At 36.6% G+C, this 17,994-nt stretch carries 18 protein-coding genes; 13 read left to right on the top strand and 5 right to left on the bottom strand.

Translation table 11 applies throughout. From position 1 onward, the window contains the following. Positions 1-208: 208 nt before the first annotated feature. Positions 209-1,450 (top strand): DNA polymerase IV, encoded by a 1,242-nt coding sequence (locus tag SPK86_RS13545; protein ID WP_284140331.1) that lies wholly within the window; start codon positions 209-211, stop codon positions 1,448-1,450. A 40-nt stretch (positions 1,451-1,490) separates the two neighbouring features. Here SPK86_RS13545 and SPK86_RS13540 read toward each other — a convergent pair whose 3' ends face one another. Genes SPK86_RS13540 through SPK86_RS13525 form a run of 4 tightly spaced genes read right to left on the bottom strand, consistent with a single transcriptional unit; the run spans position 1,491 to position 5,608 of the window. Continuing rightward, positions 1,491-2,864, bottom strand: a complete 1,374-nt coding sequence (locus tag SPK86_RS13540) for an aldehyde dehydrogenase (protein ID WP_330949599.1) — start codon at positions 2,862-2,864, stop codon at positions 1,491-1,493. Beyond that, the gene (gene rnz / locus SPK86_RS13535) at positions 2,851-3,795 is read right to left on the bottom strand and encodes a ribonuclease Z (RefSeq protein ID WP_330949598.1); all 945 of its coding nucleotides are present in this window, start codon (positions 3,793-3,795) and stop codon (positions 2,851-2,853) included. Before rnz ends, SPK86_RS13540 begins: the two co-directional genes overlap by 14 nt. 20 nt (positions 3,796-3,815) lie before the next feature. Next, positions 3,816-4,832 carry an NADPH dehydrogenase NamA gene (namA, locus tag SPK86_RS13530; protein WP_284140328.1) on the bottom strand — a complete coding sequence of 339 codons (1,017 nt, stop codon included), beginning with the start codon at positions 4,830-4,832 and terminating at the stop codon, positions 3,816-3,818. A 35-nt stretch (positions 4,833-4,867) separates the two neighbouring features. Continuing rightward, a complete protein-coding gene (locus SPK86_RS13525; protein WP_284140327.1) occupies positions 4,868-5,608 on the bottom strand; it encodes a glycerophosphodiester phosphodiesterase in 741 nt (246 codons plus the stop codon). 140 nt (positions 5,609-5,748) lie between these two features. On the opposite strand from SPK86_RS13525, the gene SPK86_RS13520 reads away from it, so the two are divergent. Then, positions 5,749-6,714: an MBL fold metallo-hydrolase gene (locus SPK86_RS13520; protein ID WP_284140326.1), complete on the top strand. Its 966-nt coding sequence runs from the start codon at positions 5,749-5,751 to the stop codon at positions 6,712-6,714. Beyond that, complete coding sequence (locus SPK86_RS13515; RefSeq protein ID WP_284140325.1) at positions 6,698-7,492, top strand: SDR family NAD(P)-dependent oxidoreductase; 795 nt, start codon at positions 6,698-6,700, stop codon at positions 7,490-7,492. The genes SPK86_RS13520 and SPK86_RS13515 overlap by 17 nt, the downstream gene beginning before the upstream one ends. 273 nt (positions 7,493-7,765) lie before the next feature. Here SPK86_RS13515 and SPK86_RS13510 read toward each other — a convergent pair whose 3' ends face one another. Beyond that, positions 7,766-8,695: an aldo/keto reductase gene (locus tag SPK86_RS13510; RefSeq protein WP_284140324.1), complete on the bottom strand. Its 930-nt coding sequence runs from the start codon at positions 8,693-8,695 to the stop codon at positions 7,766-7,768. Between the two features lie 162 nt (positions 8,696-8,857). On the opposite strand from SPK86_RS13510, the gene SPK86_RS13505 reads away from it, so the two are divergent. From SPK86_RS13505 to SPK86_RS13460, 10 genes are all read left to right on the top strand, one after another. After that, entirely contained in the window at positions 8,858-9,400 is a 543-nt protein-coding gene (locus SPK86_RS13505) for an NUDIX hydrolase (protein WP_284140323.1), read from the top strand. A gap of 2 nt (positions 9,401-9,402) precedes the next feature. Then, positions 9,403-10,575 carry an endonuclease Q family protein gene (locus SPK86_RS13500; protein WP_284140322.1) on the top strand — a complete coding sequence of 391 codons (1,173 nt, stop codon included), beginning with the start codon at positions 9,403-9,405 and terminating at the stop codon, positions 10,573-10,575. A gap of 94 nt (positions 10,576-10,669) precedes the next feature. After that, positions 10,670-11,311: a stage II sporulation protein M gene (gene spoIIM, locus SPK86_RS13495; protein WP_284140321.1), complete on the top strand. Its 642-nt coding sequence runs from the start codon at positions 10,670-10,672 to the stop codon at positions 11,309-11,311. A gap of 140 nt (positions 11,312-11,451) precedes the next feature. Next, a complete protein-coding gene (gene fur, locus SPK86_RS13490) occupies positions 11,452-11,904 on the top strand; it encodes a ferric iron uptake transcriptional regulator (protein WP_330949597.1) in 453 nt (150 codons plus the stop codon). 237 nt (positions 11,905-12,141) lie between these two features. After that, on the top strand, positions 12,142-12,348 hold the full coding sequence (locus SPK86_RS13485; RefSeq protein WP_284140319.1) for a DUF4227 family protein: 207 nt from the start codon (positions 12,142-12,144) through the stop codon (positions 12,346-12,348). 5 nt (positions 12,349-12,353) lie between these two features. Then, on the top strand, positions 12,354-13,247 hold the full coding sequence (gene xerD, locus SPK86_RS13480; protein ID WP_330949596.1) for a site-specific tyrosine recombinase XerD: 894 nt from the start codon (positions 12,354-12,356) through the stop codon (positions 13,245-13,247). Positions 13,248-13,335: 88 nt separating this feature from the next. Further along, a complete protein-coding gene (deoB, locus tag SPK86_RS13475) occupies positions 13,336-14,514 on the top strand; it encodes a phosphopentomutase (protein WP_284140317.1) in 1,179 nt (392 codons plus the stop codon). A 20-nt stretch (positions 14,515-14,534) separates the two neighbouring features. Next, the gene (locus SPK86_RS13470; RefSeq protein WP_284140316.1) at positions 14,535-15,356 is read left to right on the top strand and encodes a purine-nucleoside phosphorylase; all 822 of its coding nucleotides are present in this window, start codon (positions 14,535-14,537) and stop codon (positions 15,354-15,356) included. 20 nt (positions 15,357-15,376) lie between these two features. Next, positions 15,377-16,681 (top strand): pyrimidine-nucleoside phosphorylase, encoded by a 1,305-nt coding sequence (locus tag SPK86_RS13465; RefSeq protein ID WP_284140315.1) that lies wholly within the window; start codon positions 15,377-15,379, stop codon positions 16,679-16,681. Between the two features lie 114 nt (positions 16,682-16,795). Beyond that, positions 16,796-17,986, top strand: coding sequence for a D-alanyl-D-alanine carboxypeptidase family protein (locus SPK86_RS13460; RefSeq protein ID WP_284140314.1), 1,191 nt, complete (start codon positions 16,796-16,798; stop codon positions 17,984-17,986). Positions 17,987-17,994: the final 8 nt, after the last annotated feature.

The following is a 17,994-nucleotide window of genomic DNA, read 5'->3' as shown; positions in this document are numbered from 1 at the left end:
AGTGCCCTTATAGGGCGAAACTAAAACCGCCCGTTTTACGGGCGGATAGTTACTAGAAGTAGGGGAAATGAAGTTAAATTAGCTATTCTCATATGAGCGTAGCCTTGTTTTATTGAAAGTTGATAGGAACGAGCGCTTCCATTTTATCGGAAGCTAACCAATGTGCTATAATAGATGCAAACAATTGTTCTGAAAAGGAAGTAATTGCATGAATGAGCAGAAGCAAAATAAAGCTAGAGTAATTTTTCATCTTGATATGAATTGTTTTTATGCCTCTGTCGAAATGGCTTACGACCCTGCTCTTAAAGGGAAAGCACTAGCCATTGCAGGTAATCCAGAAGAACGAAAAGGGATTATTGTTACGAGTAGCTATGAAGCACGTGCGAAAGGTGTAAAAACAACAATGCCATTGTGGAAAGCGAAGCAGCTTTGCCCAAATCTTATTATCATGCGCCCTAACTTCAATCGATATCGGCAAGCTTCGCGTCAAATATTTAAGATGCTTGCAGAGATTACCCCATATATTCAACCAGTATCCATTGATGAAGGCTATTTGGATGTTACGGAGGTAGAAGGTAATCCTATTGAAATTGCAAAAAAACTCCAAGCAGATATTCAACGTAACTTACATTTACCATGTAGTATTGGTATCGCGCCAAATAAATTTTTAGCAAAAATGGCTTCAGACATGAAAAAGCCAATGGGAATCACGATATTGAGAAAAAGAGATATCCCAACGCTATTATGGCCACTCGCAATTGAAGAAATGTATGGAGTTGGAACGAAGACGGCAGAAAAGCTACGCAAGCTTGACATACTAACTATAGGGGATCTTGCTGCTACAGATAGTTATGTTTTAAAGCGTCTACTAGGAATAAATGGAGAACGCTTGAAAAATAGAGCAAATGGAATTGATCCAAGCCCTGTAGATCCTGAAGCTGTGAATGAATTTAAAAGTATTGGAAGCTCACAAACACTGCCAGAAGATACAGTAAACGAACGTGAATTAAAACAATTGATTCAAGTTTTGGCCGATAATGTTGAAAAACGAATAAAGCGCAAGCAAGCTGCTGCTCTTAGCCTGCAGCTAACAATCCGCTATCATGATCGCAAAACGATCACGCGTAGCAAGAAACTCTATGAATATATTGATAGTAAAAACGAGATTGTTTCCATTGCACTTGAAATGTTGCAATCACACTGGAATGGAGAGCCTATTCGTTTGTTAGGTATTACATTACAGGATGTAGAAGAAAAGAAAAATATCGCGCAACAGCTCGATATCTTTTCGTACGAAAAGGAAGAAGGCAAAGAAAAGATTAGTGCTGTAATCGAGAAGCTTACGAAGAAATATGGTGAAAATCCATTTAAAGTGCTAACCGAAGAAAAGCAAGAAAATGAACCACGGACAAGCTTTCAAAAGGACTTTTTAGATGATTATAAGAAATAATAATATCCTAGAGCCTAGCTTGTCCGTAAACGGTCGAATTTTAGAAAAATCTTTTTATAATGGCACTTGTAATTTTTCCACCAGGATAGCGAAAGGGTAAATCAAATGATGTTGTTTGTTTCATGACGCTTTTTTGATGGGTAAATGTATCAAAGCTATATTTTCCGTGATAAGCGCCCATCCCACTTGAACCAACACCACCAAAGGGGAGATGCGGGTTTGCAAGATGATACAATGTATCGTTCATACACCCACCGCCAAAGGAAAGTTGCGAAACAATCGAATCCTGTTTTCTTTTTTTGTTGCCAAAATAATAAAGTGCTAACGGCTTTTCTTTTTGCTGCAGCTCTGCAACTACTTCATCAATATGATCAAAAGGAAGGATAGGGAGTAATGGACCAAATATTTCTTCCTGCATAATTGAATCTTCCCAAGTTATACCCTCTAAAACAGTTGGTTCGATTTGTAGACTTGTTTTATCGCTCTTTCCGCCAATAACAATTTGACCATCCTCTAAAAAGCTACATAAACGCTTGAAATGTCGTTTCGATACAATACGTACATATTGTTTGTTTTCGAGAGGGGATTTACCATAAAGCTCTCTAACATACTTGCGGATTTGCTTTAGTAGCTTTTTCTTTACTTGTCTATGAACATAAAGAAAATCAGGTGCAACACAGGTTTGACCTGCATTAGTAAATTTGCCCCATACAATTCGTTTTGCTGCAAGCTCAAGGTTTGCATCTTTATCTACAATCGCTGGACTTTTACCTCCTAATTCTAGTGTTACTGGAGTAAGGTGTTTACTAGCTTCTTCCATGACAACCTTACCAATAGCTGTACTTCCTGTGAAAAATATATAATCGAAGCGCTGTTTTAAAAGCATCTGACTCGTCTCTTTGTCTCCTTCTACAACAGTAAAAAAGGAAGCTTCAAAGAAGTGACTGACCATTTGCGCCAATAATGTTGATGTTGCTGGTGTTAATTCCGACGGTTTAAGAATAACGGTATTACCAGCAGCAATAGCTCCAATAGCAGGGGCGATTGCTAATTGAATAGGGTAATTCCATGGAGAGATGATTAAAGTAACACCATATGGGTCTTTGTATATCCAATTTGTTGTTCCTTGGTGTGTAATTGGGCGTTCTACTTTATCAGGTGCCATCCATTTCTTAAGATTTTTTTTCGCAAAATCAATTTCGCTGTAAAGTAAACCAATTTCGGTTGTCAACGATTCGTGCTCGGATTTGTTTAAATCTGCTTTTAATGCGTTGTATATGTCACGTTCGTATGTTTTAAGCATTTGCTTTAAATTATCTAGCTGGTTAATCCGAAACGAATAATCCTTTGTTTGGTTCGTAAAGAAAAACTGTCTTTGGTTTTGAACAAGTTCAGCTATTTTAATCAATCTCATCCACTCCTTTAATTAATGGGATATCGAGCATTAAGAAATCAGAGGCAATCTCTGTGTTTGGAAAGATAGCTTTTGCTTCATCCAATAACCTTGGATAATCCTCCTTTTGAAATCGGGAAGATATATGGGTTAATATGAGTTTTTTGACGCCAGCATCCTTTGCTGTTTGCGCAGCCTGTGCTGTCGTAGAATGGTAATAATTTTTTGCTAATAGCACCTGTTCCTCACTAAAGGTTGCTTCATGGACGAGTAAATCCGAGTTTCTTATAAAAGATTGAAATGCTTTATTAAATCGAGTATCTCCTAAAATAGTTATGACTCTACCAGGCTTATTTGGACCAAGAAACTGATGTCGGTGCAGTTCTTGTCCATCAGGAGCAATTGTCACATCATTGTTTTTAATTTTCTGGTATATGGGACCAGGGGGAATACCAATCTCCATTAACTTATCAACTTGTAATTCTCCTAGCTTGTCTTTTTCTTCGATACGAAAACCATAGCTTGGAATACCGTGTTCTAGTTTCTTTGCAAAAACAGTTACATTCGCATCTTCATAAATTTTCCCTTCTTCTATTTCCACGATTGTTAATGGATATGTCAAATGACTTTCACTGAGCTGTAGGCTTGTTTCAATATATTGTTTAATCCCTGGGGGACCAAACAGTTGCAATTCATCCTTCCCACCTTGAAAGGAACGAGAGCTAAGAAATCCTGGCAACCCAAAAATATGGTCTCCATGTAAGTGTGTAATGAATACTTTATTAATTTTCCCTGGCTTGATAGATGTACAGAGTATTTGATGCTGTGTTCCTTCGCCACAGTCGAATAACCACGTACTATTTAATTCCTGTGCCATATGAAGTGCAATGGAAGTGACATTTCGTTCCTTGGAAGGAATCCCTGCACCAGTTCCTAAAAAAATAATTTTCATATTATCTCTCCTAAAAGCAGTTATTTCCATCCTCTTTTGTAACTTAAAGGTGCAGGTATAGAAATATTTAATTCATCTGCGACTTGTTTTGGCCAATATGGATTTCTTAACAGTGCTCTTCCAATAAATACAAGATCTGCTCGCTTATTTTGAATAATTTCCTCAGCCTGTACTCCTGAAGTAATTAATCCTACTGCCCCTGTAGAAATCGAAAGGTTGTTTTTAATAGTTTCACTATATGTTACTTGATAGCCTGGGTAGGAAGAAATAGCGGCAGGAACCACACCACCTGAACTACAATCGATTAAATCAACTCCAGCAGATTTCATTTGCTTAGCAATGTACAGTATATCCTCAATTGTATTTCCTTTCTCATCGTATTCATTCGCTGAAATGCGAACAAACACTGGTCCATTCCAGACGGTTTTTATTGCTTCTATGATTTCTTTTAAAAACCGATAACGATTTTGAATCGATCCACCATACCTATCTGTTCGTATGTTTGTTAATGGTGAAAGGAATTGGTTAATTAAATAGCCATGGGCGGCATGAATTTCGATTATGTCAAACCCAGCAGCTTTCGCGCGTTTTGCACCTTCTTTAAATGCTAATACTGTTCGATTAATATCTCCCTGTTCCATTGCAACTGGCATCTTTGATGTTTCATCAAATGAAAGAGGGGAGGGCGCATAGGCGTTTGATTGGAGAACTGCCTTTCTTCCAGCGTGACCAAGCTGAATAGCTGTCTTCGCACCATAGGAATGAAGCTCATCATTTAAAGTCTTTAGTCCATCAATGTGCACATCATTCCAAATCCCTAAATCATTTGCAGAAATGCGTCCTTCTGGAAGAACTGCTGTAGCTTCTACCATTATTAATCCTACCTGACCAACTGCTCTCGAAATATAATGTGTCATATGAAAAGGGGTGATTTTACCAGTTTCATCCTGAGATGCATACATACACATTGGTGACATGACAATTCGATTTTTAAGTGTTATATCCTTAAATTGAATGGGTGAAAAAAGCGAGGGCATCAAATTCCTCCTTCATATTTAAATCTTTTCGCATTTTATTTATGCTTATTATATACCTTTCGGAAGGCTATTGCTTTATCAGGAACATCTGTAAAAATCCCATCCGCTTCCGCTTTAAAAGCAGCATGCATTCTTCTTGTGCTATTAATAGTATACACGCGTAGTGGCATTCCTTTCGCATGACAAGCTTTTACTAAGTTCTGATTGAGTAAGCGGTATTTTACATGTAATGCATTTGCTCCTATGCTAGCAGCCGTCTTAACAAGATTGCCACATTTCCTTGAAGCAAGTAAGGCGACGCCTACCTTATGTTGAAATTGTTTCATTCTTTCTACACTATTAGGATTAAAAGTAGAAATGGTACTATTTGCAAGCAATTGATAGTGTGCTAGCATTTCATATACAATATTCTCGATATGCTTATAATCTATTTTATTATTTTTTAATTCTATATTTAAAGTTAACTGCTTGTTTTTAGCCCATCGTAAAAATTCCTCTAAGCTTACAATTTGTGTTCCAGTATAGGTGCGAGAAAACCAAGCTCCTGCATCGAGTGATGTCACTGTATCCCATGTCATGTCTTTAATAAAGCCACGTCCATTCGTAGTTCGTTTTACATTTTCATCATGGATAAGAACAGGAACATTGTCCTTCGTCAGCTGAACATCTACTTCTATACCTTCTGCACCCATATCATAAGCAAGCTCAAAGGCGGGCATCGTATTTTCTGGTGCAATTCTACTTGCACCTCGATGGGCAATAATTTCAGTTTTCATGGTTTCACCTCTTGGTTTGATTGTGTTTTATTTTACTTATAAAGTCAATTCATTCGGTGTCAAATTGAACAATGACAAATGACATGAATGAAGGTAAACTATAAGATAATGAATGATGATTCACTTCCGGAGGGATGCACATGACATTTCATATAAATTCTATTCACCAACTAACGATACCAACACCTTTTTCAGTGGGTGACACACATGTATATTTACTAAAAGGAGATACACTAACCTTAATTGATGCGGGTATCAAAACGGTTGAGGCAAAAAAAGCCATGACTGAACAATTACATGCACTCGGATACGGACTGGAGGATATTGAACAAATTATTTTAACGCATCATCATCCTGATCATATTGGTTTAATTGAAGCGTTTCCTCGTCTTCAGCATCTTGTTGCTGATCAGAAGGTCGATGCATGGCTAACTCGAGATGAAGCTTTTCTCCAATCCTATGAACAATTTTTTAGGGAACTCTTTATTAGCTCTGGTGTACCAGCGCATTTTTATCCATACCTTGATCAACTTCGGAAGCCACTATCCTATGCTGGAAAAGGAAAGCTAACGAAAACTTTAGGGGAAGGAGATCTTCTTCCAGGACACGAGGATTGGGTGACAGTAAATACTGCTGGACATGCACAATCTCACCTATCTTTTTATCGAGAAAAAGACGGTACGTTCATTGGTGGAGATCATTTGCTATATCATATTTCATCCAATCCATTATTGGAACCGCCGATTAATCAAAAGGAGAGACCAAAACCGTTGCTCCAATATCGACAGAATTTAGAAAAATGCTTGCGCATGGATATTAATCAGGTTCTTCCAGGACATGGAAAGATATTTACAGAGCCCGCTCCCATTATAAAAGATAGACTTAAAAAGCAGGAAGAGCGAGCTTTAAAGGTGCTTTCTATGGTAAGGAGTCATCCAAGCTCTGCCTTCCAATTATGCCAGCAGTTATTTCCTCATCAATATGAGCGGCAACTTGATTTGACGATGTCTGAAACAATCGGACAATTAGATTATTTAGAGGAAAAAAAGCTAATTAAAAAAAGAATGAAAGACGGGGTATTCATTTATTATGAACAAACGAATTAAGGATAAGAAGATTATTGTAACAGGTGCCTCTAGTGGGCTTGGAAAGGAAATCGCATGGAAAATCGCCGCGAACGGTGGTGTTCCGATTATGATTTCCCGTTCAATGGATAAAATGCAGTTAGAAATGGAACAGATAAAAACTACATATGGGATTCAGAGTTATTGTTATGAAGCTGATTTAGAGGATGAAGGAGCAATTGAAGCAATTGTTTATACAATTATAGAAGAGCAGCAAACGATTCATGCTTTAATTAACAATGCTGGAATCGGTTTTTTTCAATATATTAAAGAGATGGAGTGGAAACAGGTTGAACGGATGTTTCAATTAAACACCTTTGCGGTAATGCATTTGACTAGACTTCTTTTACCACATTTTCTAGCAAGAAAAGAGGGGCATTTTATTACGGTTGCTTCACAAGCAGCAAAGCTCGCCACTCCGAAGGCTTCATACTACGCAGCCTCTAAGCATGCCATCTTAGGTTATACAAATGCGTTACGCTTGGAGCTTTCCAAGGATCCAATTAAGGTAACAGCCGTAAATCTAGGTCCGGTTCGAACAAATTTCTTTGCAGTAGCGGATCCAGAAGGAACATATGTGAAAAATATAGAAAAATATATGCTTGACCCAGAACAAGTAGCAATAAAAATTGTCAATCGTTTATTTACAAACAAACGGGAAATTAATATGCCATATTGGATGGAGCTAGGAAGTAAATTACATTATTTGTTCCCTAATATTATGGAAACATTATTGCACAAACAGTTTCATCAAAAATAAAAATGATTAAAAAAATGGGGATAAGACATAACAAGCGTAATTGTATCAAACTAGTATTTTGCAGTATTTTCTTTTCCCTGGCCACAGCCTCAACTAACTTGGAAAAGCGTAATTTCTAGCCCTAGTTAGTTGAGGTTCGCGCCGTTCCAAGGACAAGGAATGCTTTAGTAGCGACATATCGCACAATTTTCTTTTCAAGGATTCTCTTCATTTACTCCACGGTAACTTATATTTCGTTCGGATTTATCGAATGAAAAATCCTTTTCGCTCAGCCTAGTAAATTCGATGATTCGTATATGTATTTAATCGAGTTATTTGTTGCAGGTTATTGTATAAATCTTTATAAATTGGTGTCTGTACATCAATCTCAATAGCCTCTTCTAGCTGATTTATGCTGCTTGCACCAAAAACAGTTGTTACAACTGCCGGATGTAGAAGCGGGTAAGTTAATGCTATTTCATGTATAGATGAACCGTTGGCATCCACAAGCGATTTTAATCGCTCAAATAAGGCAGTTAGCTCCGACATTGAATAATCTAAATAACCGTTACTAGCTTTCTTTTCTATCTGTGCACTGCCATGTTTACTTAGTATTCCTTTTGCAAGTGGACCTCTTGCTAACACACTTATGTGGTTTTTGTGAAGAAGATCAAGTATTTCTTCCTCTGGACGTCGATCTAATAAGCTATACTGCATCATCACTCCGTCGATATTCGACCGTTTCACATATTCATGAATGACATTCGGACGAATAGAAGAGATCCCGTAAGCTCGAATATAGCCTGCTTGTTTCAATGATTCAAATGCTTCAATTGTTTCATCAATTGGATCCTCAATTGTTCCACCATGAAGCATACAAAAATCAAGATAATCAGTTTGAAGACGTTTAAGACTATTTTTCACTGCGTTTTTGATATATTGCTTTGAAGGATCCCAGTACCATTCTTTATTTTTTTGATTAAAATGATTGCCAACCTTTGTTGATAAAACGATTTGATGTCTTTTGTCTTGAATGGCATCGCCAACTATTTCCTCATTCCAACCAAAATCATAAAGATCAGCTGTATCTAAATGATTGATTCCCGCATCAATTGCGCGATCAATCATTGCTTTTGCATGCTGTTTATTCGTTCCTAGTGACATACACCCGAGCGTTAATGCTGACATTTCAATGTCTGATTTACCAAGTCTGTTTTTTCGCATTTTATTCCACCTTTCATCTCATTACCATTATTTTAAAAAGGAAAAGAACAAAGTACAACTATTACATAACTTTCATGAGTAGAATTTATGCTAAAATGGAAGCACCATCTATAATAACCACTAACATATCTAGTTTTATATATTTTGAAGGGATGGCTCTAAATGAAAAACTTTGAAGAAAAAACGATAAATAGCAAAGCCATTTTTAAAGGAAATGTAGTAGAGCTTCAAGTAGATGAAGTCTTACTTCCGAATGGCAAAACAGCTTCACGTGAACTTATTAAGCACCCAGGTGCAGTAGGTGTTATCGCCATCACAAGGGACAAAAAGATTGTTTTCGTTAAACAATATCGAAAAGCCTTAGAAAAAACATTAATTGAGATTCCAGCTGGCAAATTAGAAAAAGGGGAAAAACCAGAGAGAACAGCGATACGTGAATTAGAAGAAGAAACAGGCTATACAACAAATGAGCTTCGATTCGTTGATTCATTTTATACATCACCTGGTTTTGCGGATGAACATATGTATATTTATTTGACGGATCAACTATCAAAATTAGAAACACCACCTGCTGGTGATGATGATGAGTTTGTAGAATTATTAGAACTTACACTAGATGAAGCAAAGCAGCTTGTGTACAATCAAGAAATTCAGGATGCGAAAACGAATTATTCAATCTTATATTTAGATAGTTTGGGGTTGTAATCATGTTAGAAACGTATTTTGCAGATATGCATATTCATATAGGACGAGATATATTCGATAAGCCAGTAAAAATCACTGGAGCAAAAACATTAACGGTGACAAATATTTTAAAGGAATCTAGTCGAAATAAAGGAATAAATATGATCGGGATCATTGATTGTCAATCTCCCAATGTACAGCTGGAAATAAAGCAGCTAATAGAAAAAAAGCAGGCATGCGAGCTTCCAGATGGCGGGATTCGTTTTGAAGAGGTTACGTTAATACTTGGTTCAGAAATTGAAGTATATGATAACGCCTGCCAAGGACCGATCCATGTTTTATGTTACTTTCCCACATTAGAAAATCTAGAATTGTTTTCAGCCTGGTTAACAGGGAGAATGAAAAATATTACATTAAGCACCCAGCGTTATTATGGAACAGCCAAAGAATTACAATATAAAGTAAAAGAGCTTGCTGGTATCTTTATTCCAGCCCACGTTTTCACCCCTTTTAAAAGCTTGTATGGCAAAGGAGTAAAAAGCTCATTAACAGAAGTATTTGATCCTGATCTAATTGATGGAATTGAATTAGGTTTAAGTGCAGATATGGGAATGGCTGATCAAATTGAAGAATTACATCGATATACATATTTGACGAATTCAGATGCACATTCACTCCCGAAAATTGCCCGAGAGTATCAAGAAATGGTATTGGAGCAACCGTCTTTTAAAGAATTTCAATGGGCTCTCCATCACATAGATGGAAGAAGCATCATGAAAAATTATGGTATGAATCCTCAATTAGGTAAATATTACACAACGGTTTGCGATGATTGTAGTCTACCATTGACACCCAAATTAGATCAATGTCCGAGTTGTCATTCGAACAAAGTAATAAAAGGGGTTTACGACCGAATTCAAGAATTAAAGTCAGGAGCAGGTTCACTTAATGAACGCCCGACTTATTTATATCAAGTTCCATTAGAGTATTTGCCAGGTTTAGGACCAAAAACGCATGAAAAATTACTAAACAAATTTGGAACAGAAATGTTTGTTCTTCACCACGCCTCCTATGAAGCGCTTCTATCAGTAGTAGGTGAAAAACTAGCAACATTGATATGTAAAATGAGAGAAGGAGAAATTAAGATAAAGGCTGGCGGGGGAGGGAAATACGGCTCATTATTACCTGAAGAATAGTAGTCCGTCGAAAAAATAATAGATACAAGGTATTTTTAACGGAATTCCTTCATAGTTTTATATGAAAGCAGCTTATCGAATGGAGGAATTCCACATGTACTCAAGCAAAGGACAATTACTAAATCATTTTAGAGAACACGCAACCATTTATGTTTTTATGATAATTTTATTTGTAACTGGCGTTATTTTTGGAGCGGTCATTGTAAATAGTATGAATGTCATTCAAAAACAAGAGCTTTTCTTTTATCTCGAAAAGTTTTTTGGTCAAATTGCATCTGAAAGTCAAATTTCTAGTAGTGAAGTTTTTAAGAACAGCTTTTTATATCATGCAAAATACTTACTCCTGCTTTTCATTCTAGGTCTATCCATTATTGGACTTCCCATTGTATGGATTTTGTTATTTATTAAAGGCCTTGTTGTCGGATTTACTGTTGGCTTTCTTGTGAATCAGCTTGGTATGGAAGGATTTTTACTTGCATCTTTTTCGATTGCGCCACAAAACTTTATTATTATTCCTGTGTACATTATAGCTGGAAGTCTATCGATGATATTTTCGCTAATTTTATTAAATAAATTATTTTCAAGAAGAGTAACAGAGCCTGTCCTACAGCCTTTCGGGAAATATCTTTCTGTATATTTAGGTTTATTCATTTTCGCAATGTGCGCAGGGGCATTAGAAGCGTTTGTAGCTAATGAAGCAATGAGTTCTTTTATTCAGTCGTATTTTTCTAAATGAGAATACTATAAAACATCATTTGTCTATAATAATGATTATATAATAATAATTATTATCATTTGTTTGTTGTATCCATTTTATTTTGACACTTTAATTAGGAGTGCATATAATAAAGATGGGATATGAGGAGGGAACCTGCCATGGAACATCGAATAGATCGGATAAAAAAGCAGCTCCACGCGCAAAGCTACAAGCTAACTCCGCAACGAGAAGCAACAGTAAGAGTGTTGCTGGAAAGAGAAGAAGATCATTTAAGTGCGGAGGATATTTATTTATTAGTTAAGGAAAAAGCACCAGAAATTGGGCTAGCAACAGTATATCGCACATTAGAATTATTATCTGAACTAAAGATAGTAGATAAGATAAACTTTGGTGACGGTGTTTCTCGATATGATTTACGTAAGGAAGGCGCGGAGCATTTTCATCATCATTTAGTATGTATTGAATGTGGTTCGGTTGAAGAAGTTGTTGATGACTTGCTAGGCGATGTGGAAAAAATCATTGAAAACCATTGGGGATTTCAGGTTAAAGATCATCGCTTAACCTTTCATGGAATATGCAAACAATGTCAAAAAGCGACAGTAAAATCTTAATAAGTGATACGCTTGCCTTTTTATATTTGAAAAGGCAATTTTTATTAAATGTGAAAACATTTAGAACAAGTTAGAAGTGGATGTGCATTTTATTTACAAAATGAATGAAATACGATATTTTAAGAGTATAAGGTATAAATAAACAAGATTTTCAGATTGTTTTCCCATTGTATGTATAAAGCTTGTCTTTTTTGGCATATCTTTTAATAATAATTTTATTATGAGGAGATTTGTTGGATGAAATATATGCTTTGGGATGTAATTAAAGTCTTTGTTTTATTTATTGCATGTACGTTTTTATTCTATTTCGGTTTACGTATTATGCACTCAGAGTATGAACAGTTTCATAGATACGACACACCAGAAGGACCATCTGTTAAAGTTTTTAATGAGAATGAAAACGTAAAGGATAAATACAATGTCTTTTTTCGGTTTGGAGAGTAACAGATATGCTAAAACATGCGTATGATGATTTTTTTCACTATTTATTAATTGAAAGAGGACTTGCAGACAATACCCTTTCTTCCTATAAAAGAGACTTATCAAATTATCAGCGTTATATTAGTGAAACCGTTCATGTAACGGATTGGAATGCTGTTGGTCGAAAGGACATACTTGGTTTTCTCTACAAGCTAAAGTATGAAGGGAAATCTGCCGCAACGCTGGCACGAACAACATCATCCATTCGCTTGTTTCATCAATTTTTAGTACGTGAAAGTCTGGTGGACCATGATGCCAGTCTTCACATTGAAACACCTCGGAAGGAACGAAGACTACCAAATGTATTATCCTTGCAGGAAGTAGATGCACTTCTTGAGTTGAAACTAGATTCACCATTAGCGATTCGTAACAAGGCGATGATTGAACTTCTTTATGCTACTGGTTTACGAGTTTCTGAGTTAATTTCATTAAAAATGAGTGATCTTCATTTAATGATGGGTTTTGTACGTTGTGTTGGAAAGGGCTCAAAGGAGCGCATTGTACCAATTGGCGATGCTGCCGCCGCAGCTTTACAGCAATATTTAGAAGAAGTACGAGGTAAGCTCGTTAAAAATAGTGCTGAAGAAAACGCTTTATTTGTTAATCATCATGGTAGAGCGATGTCAAGGCAAGGTTTTTGGAAAATATTGAACCAAATCGCACTTCAGGCCAATATTAATAAAAAGATCACACCACATATGTTGAGACATTCATTTGCCACACACTTATTGGAAAACGGTGCAGATTTAAGAGCAGTGCAAGAGATGTTGGGACATGCTGATATCGCTACTACGCAAATTTATACGCATGTAACAAAAGCTAGATTAAAGGATGTATACAAAGCGTTTCATCCAAGAGCATAATATTTTTACATAAAGTTGTCTGACATCATACTTCTTAATCGAATATGAATTGATTATTTGGGTAAATCATATATAGGAGGGAAATTGAATGAAAAACTTTAAACGTGTATTCTTAGTTGTAATGGATTCAGTAGGAATTGGTGAGGCACCAGATGCTGCTAAATTTAACGATGTCGGTGCAGATACATTAGGACATATTGCGGAGCAAATGGGTGGCTTGAATATGCCTAATATGGCAAAGCTTGGTCTTAGTAATATTCGCGAAATTAAAGGTGTTGAAAAGCAATCAACTCCTTTAGCTCACTTTACGAAAATGGAAGAGGCTTCAAACGGGAAGGATACAATGACTGGTCATTGGGAAATTATGGGGCTAAACATTCAAAAACCATTTCAGACGTTTCCGGATGGATTTCCTGCTGAGTTAATAAATGAATTGGAAAGTAAAACCGGTAGAGCTATTATTGGAAATAAGCCTGCTTCAGGTACTGCTATTCTCGATGAACTCGGTGAGGAGCACATGAAAACAGGTGCACTCATTGTTTATACTTCTGCTGATTCGGTTTTACAAATTGCAGCACATGAAGAAGTTGTACCATTAGAGGAGCTTTATCGAATTTGTGAAATAGCTCGCGAGCTTACATTAGATGAAAAATACATGGTAGGCAGAGTGATTGCTCGTCCTTTTGTTGGGAAGCCAGGAGCATTTGAAAGAACTTCAAACCGTCATGATTATGCGTTAAAGCCCTTTGGCAGAACGGTGATGAATGAATTAAAAGACAATAAGCACGATGTGATTGCTTTAGGAAAAATCTCTGATATTTATGATGGAGAAGGTGTAACGGAAGCAATAAGAACGGTAGATAATGAAGATGGAATGACGAAGCTTATTCAATCAATGGATAAAGATTTTACAGGCATCAGCTTTCTTAACTTAGTTGATTTCGATGCCAAGTATGGGCATCGTCGAGATCCAATTGGCTATGGAAAAGCGTTAGAAGCATATGATGCAAGACTTCCAGAAGTTTTTGAGAAGCTAACGGATGATGATTTATTAATCATTACTGCAGACCATGGTAATGATCCTGTTCACCATGGAACGGATCATACACGAGAATATGTGCCATTACTCATTTATCATACATCAATTGATGTTGGCAGACAGCTTCCAATCCGAAAAACATTTGCAGATATCGGAGCTACCATAGCTGATAATTTTGCGATTCAACAACCAAATCATGGCACAAGCTTTTTATCAGAAATTAAATAAGAGGTAAGGGGGAATTTAAAATGAAACATGCTGCATTAAAAGAAGCAAGTGCATTTATTCAGTCTCATTTAAAGGAGACACCGACAATAGGTTTAATATTAGGATCAGGTTTAGGAGTACTAGCTGATGAAATAGAGCATCCAGTTACGATTCCTTATACGGAAATACCGCATTTCCCGGTTTCTACTGTGTCAGGACATAAGGGACAGCTTGTAGTAGGAGAGTTAAATGGAAAACAAGTGATCGCAATGCAAGGACGATTTCATTTTTATGAAGGATATAGTATGGAGCAAGTGACTTTCCCGGTTCGAATCATGAAACTTCTCGGGATTGAAACGATCATCGTCACAAATGCTGCGGGAGGAATTAATAAAGCATTTGAACCTGGCGACTTAATGATTATTACTGACCATATTAATAACATGGGTACAAATCCATTAATCGGACCAAATGACGATGAGTTTGGCGTTCGATTCCCAGATATGTCATCTGTTTATGATAAGGAATATATCCAAATTGCTTTAGACTGTGCACAGAATCTTAAATTAGACGTACGTCAGGGGGTTTATGTTGGAAATACAGGACCTAGCTATGAGACTCCTGCAGAGATTAACATGTTGCGCACATTAGGTGGCGATGCTGTAGGAATGTCTACTGTTCCTGAAGTTATTATCGCAGCACATGCTGGTTTACGTGTGCTTGGAGTCTCATGTATTTCTAATATGGCAGCTGGTATTTTAGAGCAACCATTAACTCATCAAGAGGTAATTGAAACGACAGATAAAGTAAGAGAGGATTTCTTGCGCTTTATAAAGAAAATTATTCTGTCTTTACCAAACTAATATGAAAAAGGTGATCAAAAATGAGAATGTATGACATCATTGAGAAAAAAAGAGATGGGAAAGCACTGACCAAAGATGAAATTGAATTTTTTGTTAATGGGTATACAGATGGTTCCATACCAGATTATCAAGTAAGTGCGCTTTTAATGGCAATTTATTTGCAGGATATGAATCAAGAGGAACGGGCAATATTAACAACTGCAATGGTTGAATCTGGTGATAAAATCGATTTATCTGCAATCGACGGAATTAAAGTAGATAAACATTCAACAGGTGGGGTTGGAGATACAACGACATTGATTCTTGCACCCTTAGTAGCTTCTGTTGATGTTCCAGTTGCTAAGATGAGTGGACGAGGACTTGGACACACAGGAGGAACTATCGATAAGCTAGAAGCAGTTCCTGGTTTTCATGTGGAAATTTCAAATGATGAATTTATTGACTTAGTAAATAAAAATAAAGTTGCTGTTATTGGTCAATCTGGAAATTTGACGCCTGCTGACAAGAAAATATATAGCTTGCGAGATGTTACTGCAACAGTTAGTTCTATTCCATTAATTGCTAGCTCTATAATGAGTAAAAAAATAGCAGCAGGTGCAGATGCCATTGTTTTAGACGTTAAAACGGGTGCAGGTGCGTTTATGAAGAATGAAACGGATGCGAAGGAATTAGCACATGCAATGGTATCGATTGGCAATAAAGTAGGTCGGAATACAATGGCAGTTATTTCGGATATGAGCCAACCACTAGGAAGAGCTATTGGGAATGCATTAGAGATTAAGGAAGCAATTGATACACTCCAAGGAAATGGTCCAGATGATTTAACAGAACTTTGTCTAACCCTAGGTAGTCAAATGGTTGTTCTAGCTCAAAAAGCGAAGACAATTGAGGATGCAAGAGCAATGCTCGAAGAAAATCTACGCAATGGGAAGGCACTCGCACACTTTAAGCTATTTTTAGCTTCCCAAGGTGGCGATGCAACGGTTGTAGATCACCCCGAACAATTGCCACAGGCCAAATATCAAATAGAATTAATAGCTAAAAAATCTGGTACAGTTGCAGAGATTGTTGCAAATGAAATAGGTGCAGCAGCAATGATGCTTGGTGCTGGGAGAGCTACCAAAGAATCAATCATTGACTTAGCAGTTGGTATTGTGTTGCACAAAAAAGTCGGCGATCCTGTTCAAGAGGGCGAAGCTTTATTAACGATTCACAGCAATTCAGAGGATGTACAAGATGTGATGGATAAGCTGTATGCCAATATTAATATTTCCACAGAAACAGTTACACCACCAACATTAATCTATAATGTCGTTACCGAATAATCGAAAATCTGGATAGCTAATCAAAACACACATTTTTTATGTGTGTTTTTTTTTGTTATAAATGCCAGGTTGAATGGCAACACTATATTTATATTATGTGTTGGAGGGTAAACAATGAAAAAGTATGCAGTAATTACCTGGATCATCTGTTTTATGTATGTTATCACAAGCATTCCCGTGCATGGCCAACAAGTGAATGAAAAGACAAATGAGGATTATAGTAAGTTAAACTTTGCCGAGGACGTTAAATCAGCAATTTTGATTGAACGCGATACAGGAAAACTGCTTTATGATAAAAATGCGCATGAACAGTTACCACCAGCAAGTATGACGAAAATAATGACCCTTTTATTAATTATGGAAGAACTAGAGAAAGGAAAACTCCAAAAAGATGAAGTTGTTCGGGTAAGTGAAAATGCAGCTTCAATGGGAGGGTCACAAGTATTTTTGGAAGCGGGAGAAGAAATGACTGTTAATGATCTAATAAAAGGAGTTGCAATTGCCTCGGGAAATGATGCTAGTGTTGCTTTAGCAGAAAGAATTGCAGGTAGTGAGGAAGCCTTTGTAGAAAAGATGAATAAAAAGGTTAGTGAGCTCGGCTTAGAAAATACGAAGTTTCAAAATGTATCTGGACTACCAGCCGAAGAGCATTATAGTACCGCATTCGATATGGCAATTATCTCAAAGGAGCTTCTTAAATACGAATCAATTACAGAGTATACATCTATTTATGAAGATTATTTACGAAAAGGACAAGAGAACGAATTTTGGTTAGTAAATACAAATAAGCTTGTGAAATTTTATCCTGGTGTGGATGGATTAAAAACGGGTTATACAAATGAAGCGAAATATTGCTTAACTGCTACAGCAAAAAAAGGAGATATGCGTGTTATATCTGTTGTTATGGGAGCAAATACAATCAAGAAAAGAAATGCGGTCACATCCCAAATGCTTGATTATGCATTTAACCATTATGAAACGAAACAACTGTTTAAAAAAGGACAAATCATTACTAGACTTGACCTCCTAAAAGCGGAGCAGAGCAATTTTAAAGTTATTACGCCACAATCCTTAAGTATCCTTTATAAGAAGGGTGAGGAAATCGATAATATTACAACGTCTATTAGTATCAATAACAATATTAAATTACCTTTAAATAAAGGAGATGCTGTTGGATTTCTAACGATTTATAAAGGAAAGGACATTATTGGGAAATCGGAGCTAGTTGTCGAACAGCCAATTGAAAAAGCTTCCTATTTCACTTTATTAAAACGAGCAATGCAAGATATGTCGAAAGCAAAATAATTTCATCT

This window comes from Virgibacillus sp. MG-45, from assembly GCF_036409425.1.
Lineage (GTDB): Bacteria > Bacillota > Bacilli > Bacillales > Amphibacillaceae > LDC-1.
The sequence above is the reverse complement of the archived record's forward strand: the minus strand, read 5'-3'. Positions and strand labels throughout refer to the sequence as shown.

What these genes read in the sequence shown, in the direction of transcription:
- rnz (WP_330949598.1), bottom strand. Translation starts at nt 3,795, where the DNA reads ATGAAAATTATTTTTTTAGGAACTGGTGCAGGGATTCCTTCCAAGGAA.
- SPK86_RS13510 (WP_284140324.1), bottom strand. Translation starts at nt 8,695, where the DNA reads ATGCGAAAAAACAGACTTGGTAAATCAGACATTGAAATGTCAGCATTA.
- SPK86_RS13520 (WP_284140326.1), top strand. Translation starts at nt 5,749, where the DNA reads ATGACATTTCATATAAATTCTATTCACCAACTAACGATACCAACACCT.
- SPK86_RS13525 (WP_284140327.1), bottom strand. Translation starts at nt 5,608, where the DNA reads ATGAAAACTGAAATTATTGCCCATCGAGGTGCAAGTAGAATTGCACCA.
- SPK86_RS13465 (WP_284140315.1), top strand. Translation starts at nt 15,377, where the DNA reads ATGAGAATGTATGACATCATTGAGAAAAAAAGAGATGGGAAAGCACTG.
- SPK86_RS13485 (WP_284140319.1), top strand. Translation starts at nt 12,142, where the DNA reads ATGAAATATATGCTTTGGGATGTAATTAAAGTCTTTGTTTTATTTATT.
- SPK86_RS13505 (WP_284140323.1), top strand. Translation starts at nt 8,858, where the DNA reads ATGAAAAACTTTGAAGAAAAAACGATAAATAGCAAAGCCATTTTTAAA.
- SPK86_RS13545 (WP_284140331.1), top strand. Translation starts at nt 209, where the DNA reads ATGAATGAGCAGAAGCAAAATAAAGCTAGAGTAATTTTTCATCTTGAT.
- SPK86_RS13540 (WP_330949599.1), bottom strand. Translation starts at nt 2,864, where the DNA reads ATGAGATTGATTAAAATAGCTGAACTTGTTCAAAACCAAAGACAGTTT.
- spoIIM (WP_284140321.1), top strand. Translation starts at nt 10,670, where the DNA reads ATGTACTCAAGCAAAGGACAATTACTAAATCATTTTAGAGAACACGCA.
- namA (WP_284140328.1), bottom strand. Translation starts at nt 4,832, where the DNA reads ATGCCCTCGCTTTTTTCACCCATTCAATTTAAGGATATAACACTTAAA.
- deoB (WP_284140317.1), top strand. Translation starts at nt 13,336, where the DNA reads ATGAAAAACTTTAAACGTGTATTCTTAGTTGTAATGGATTCAGTAGGA.
- SPK86_RS13460 (WP_284140314.1), top strand. Translation starts at nt 16,796, where the DNA reads ATGAAAAAGTATGCAGTAATTACCTGGATCATCTGTTTTATGTATGTT.
- SPK86_RS13500 (WP_284140322.1), top strand. Translation starts at nt 9,403, where the DNA reads ATGTTAGAAACGTATTTTGCAGATATGCATATTCATATAGGACGAGAT.
- xerD (WP_330949596.1), top strand. Translation starts at nt 12,354, where the DNA reads ATGCTAAAACATGCGTATGATGATTTTTTTCACTATTTATTAATTGAA.
- SPK86_RS13515 (WP_284140325.1), top strand. Translation starts at nt 6,698, where the DNA reads ATGAACAAACGAATTAAGGATAAGAAGATTATTGTAACAGGTGCCTCT.
- fur (WP_330949597.1), top strand. Translation starts at nt 11,452, where the DNA reads ATGGAACATCGAATAGATCGGATAAAAAAGCAGCTCCACGCGCAAAGC.
- SPK86_RS13470 (WP_284140316.1), top strand. Translation starts at nt 14,535, where the DNA reads ATGAAACATGCTGCATTAAAAGAAGCAAGTGCATTTATTCAGTCTCAT.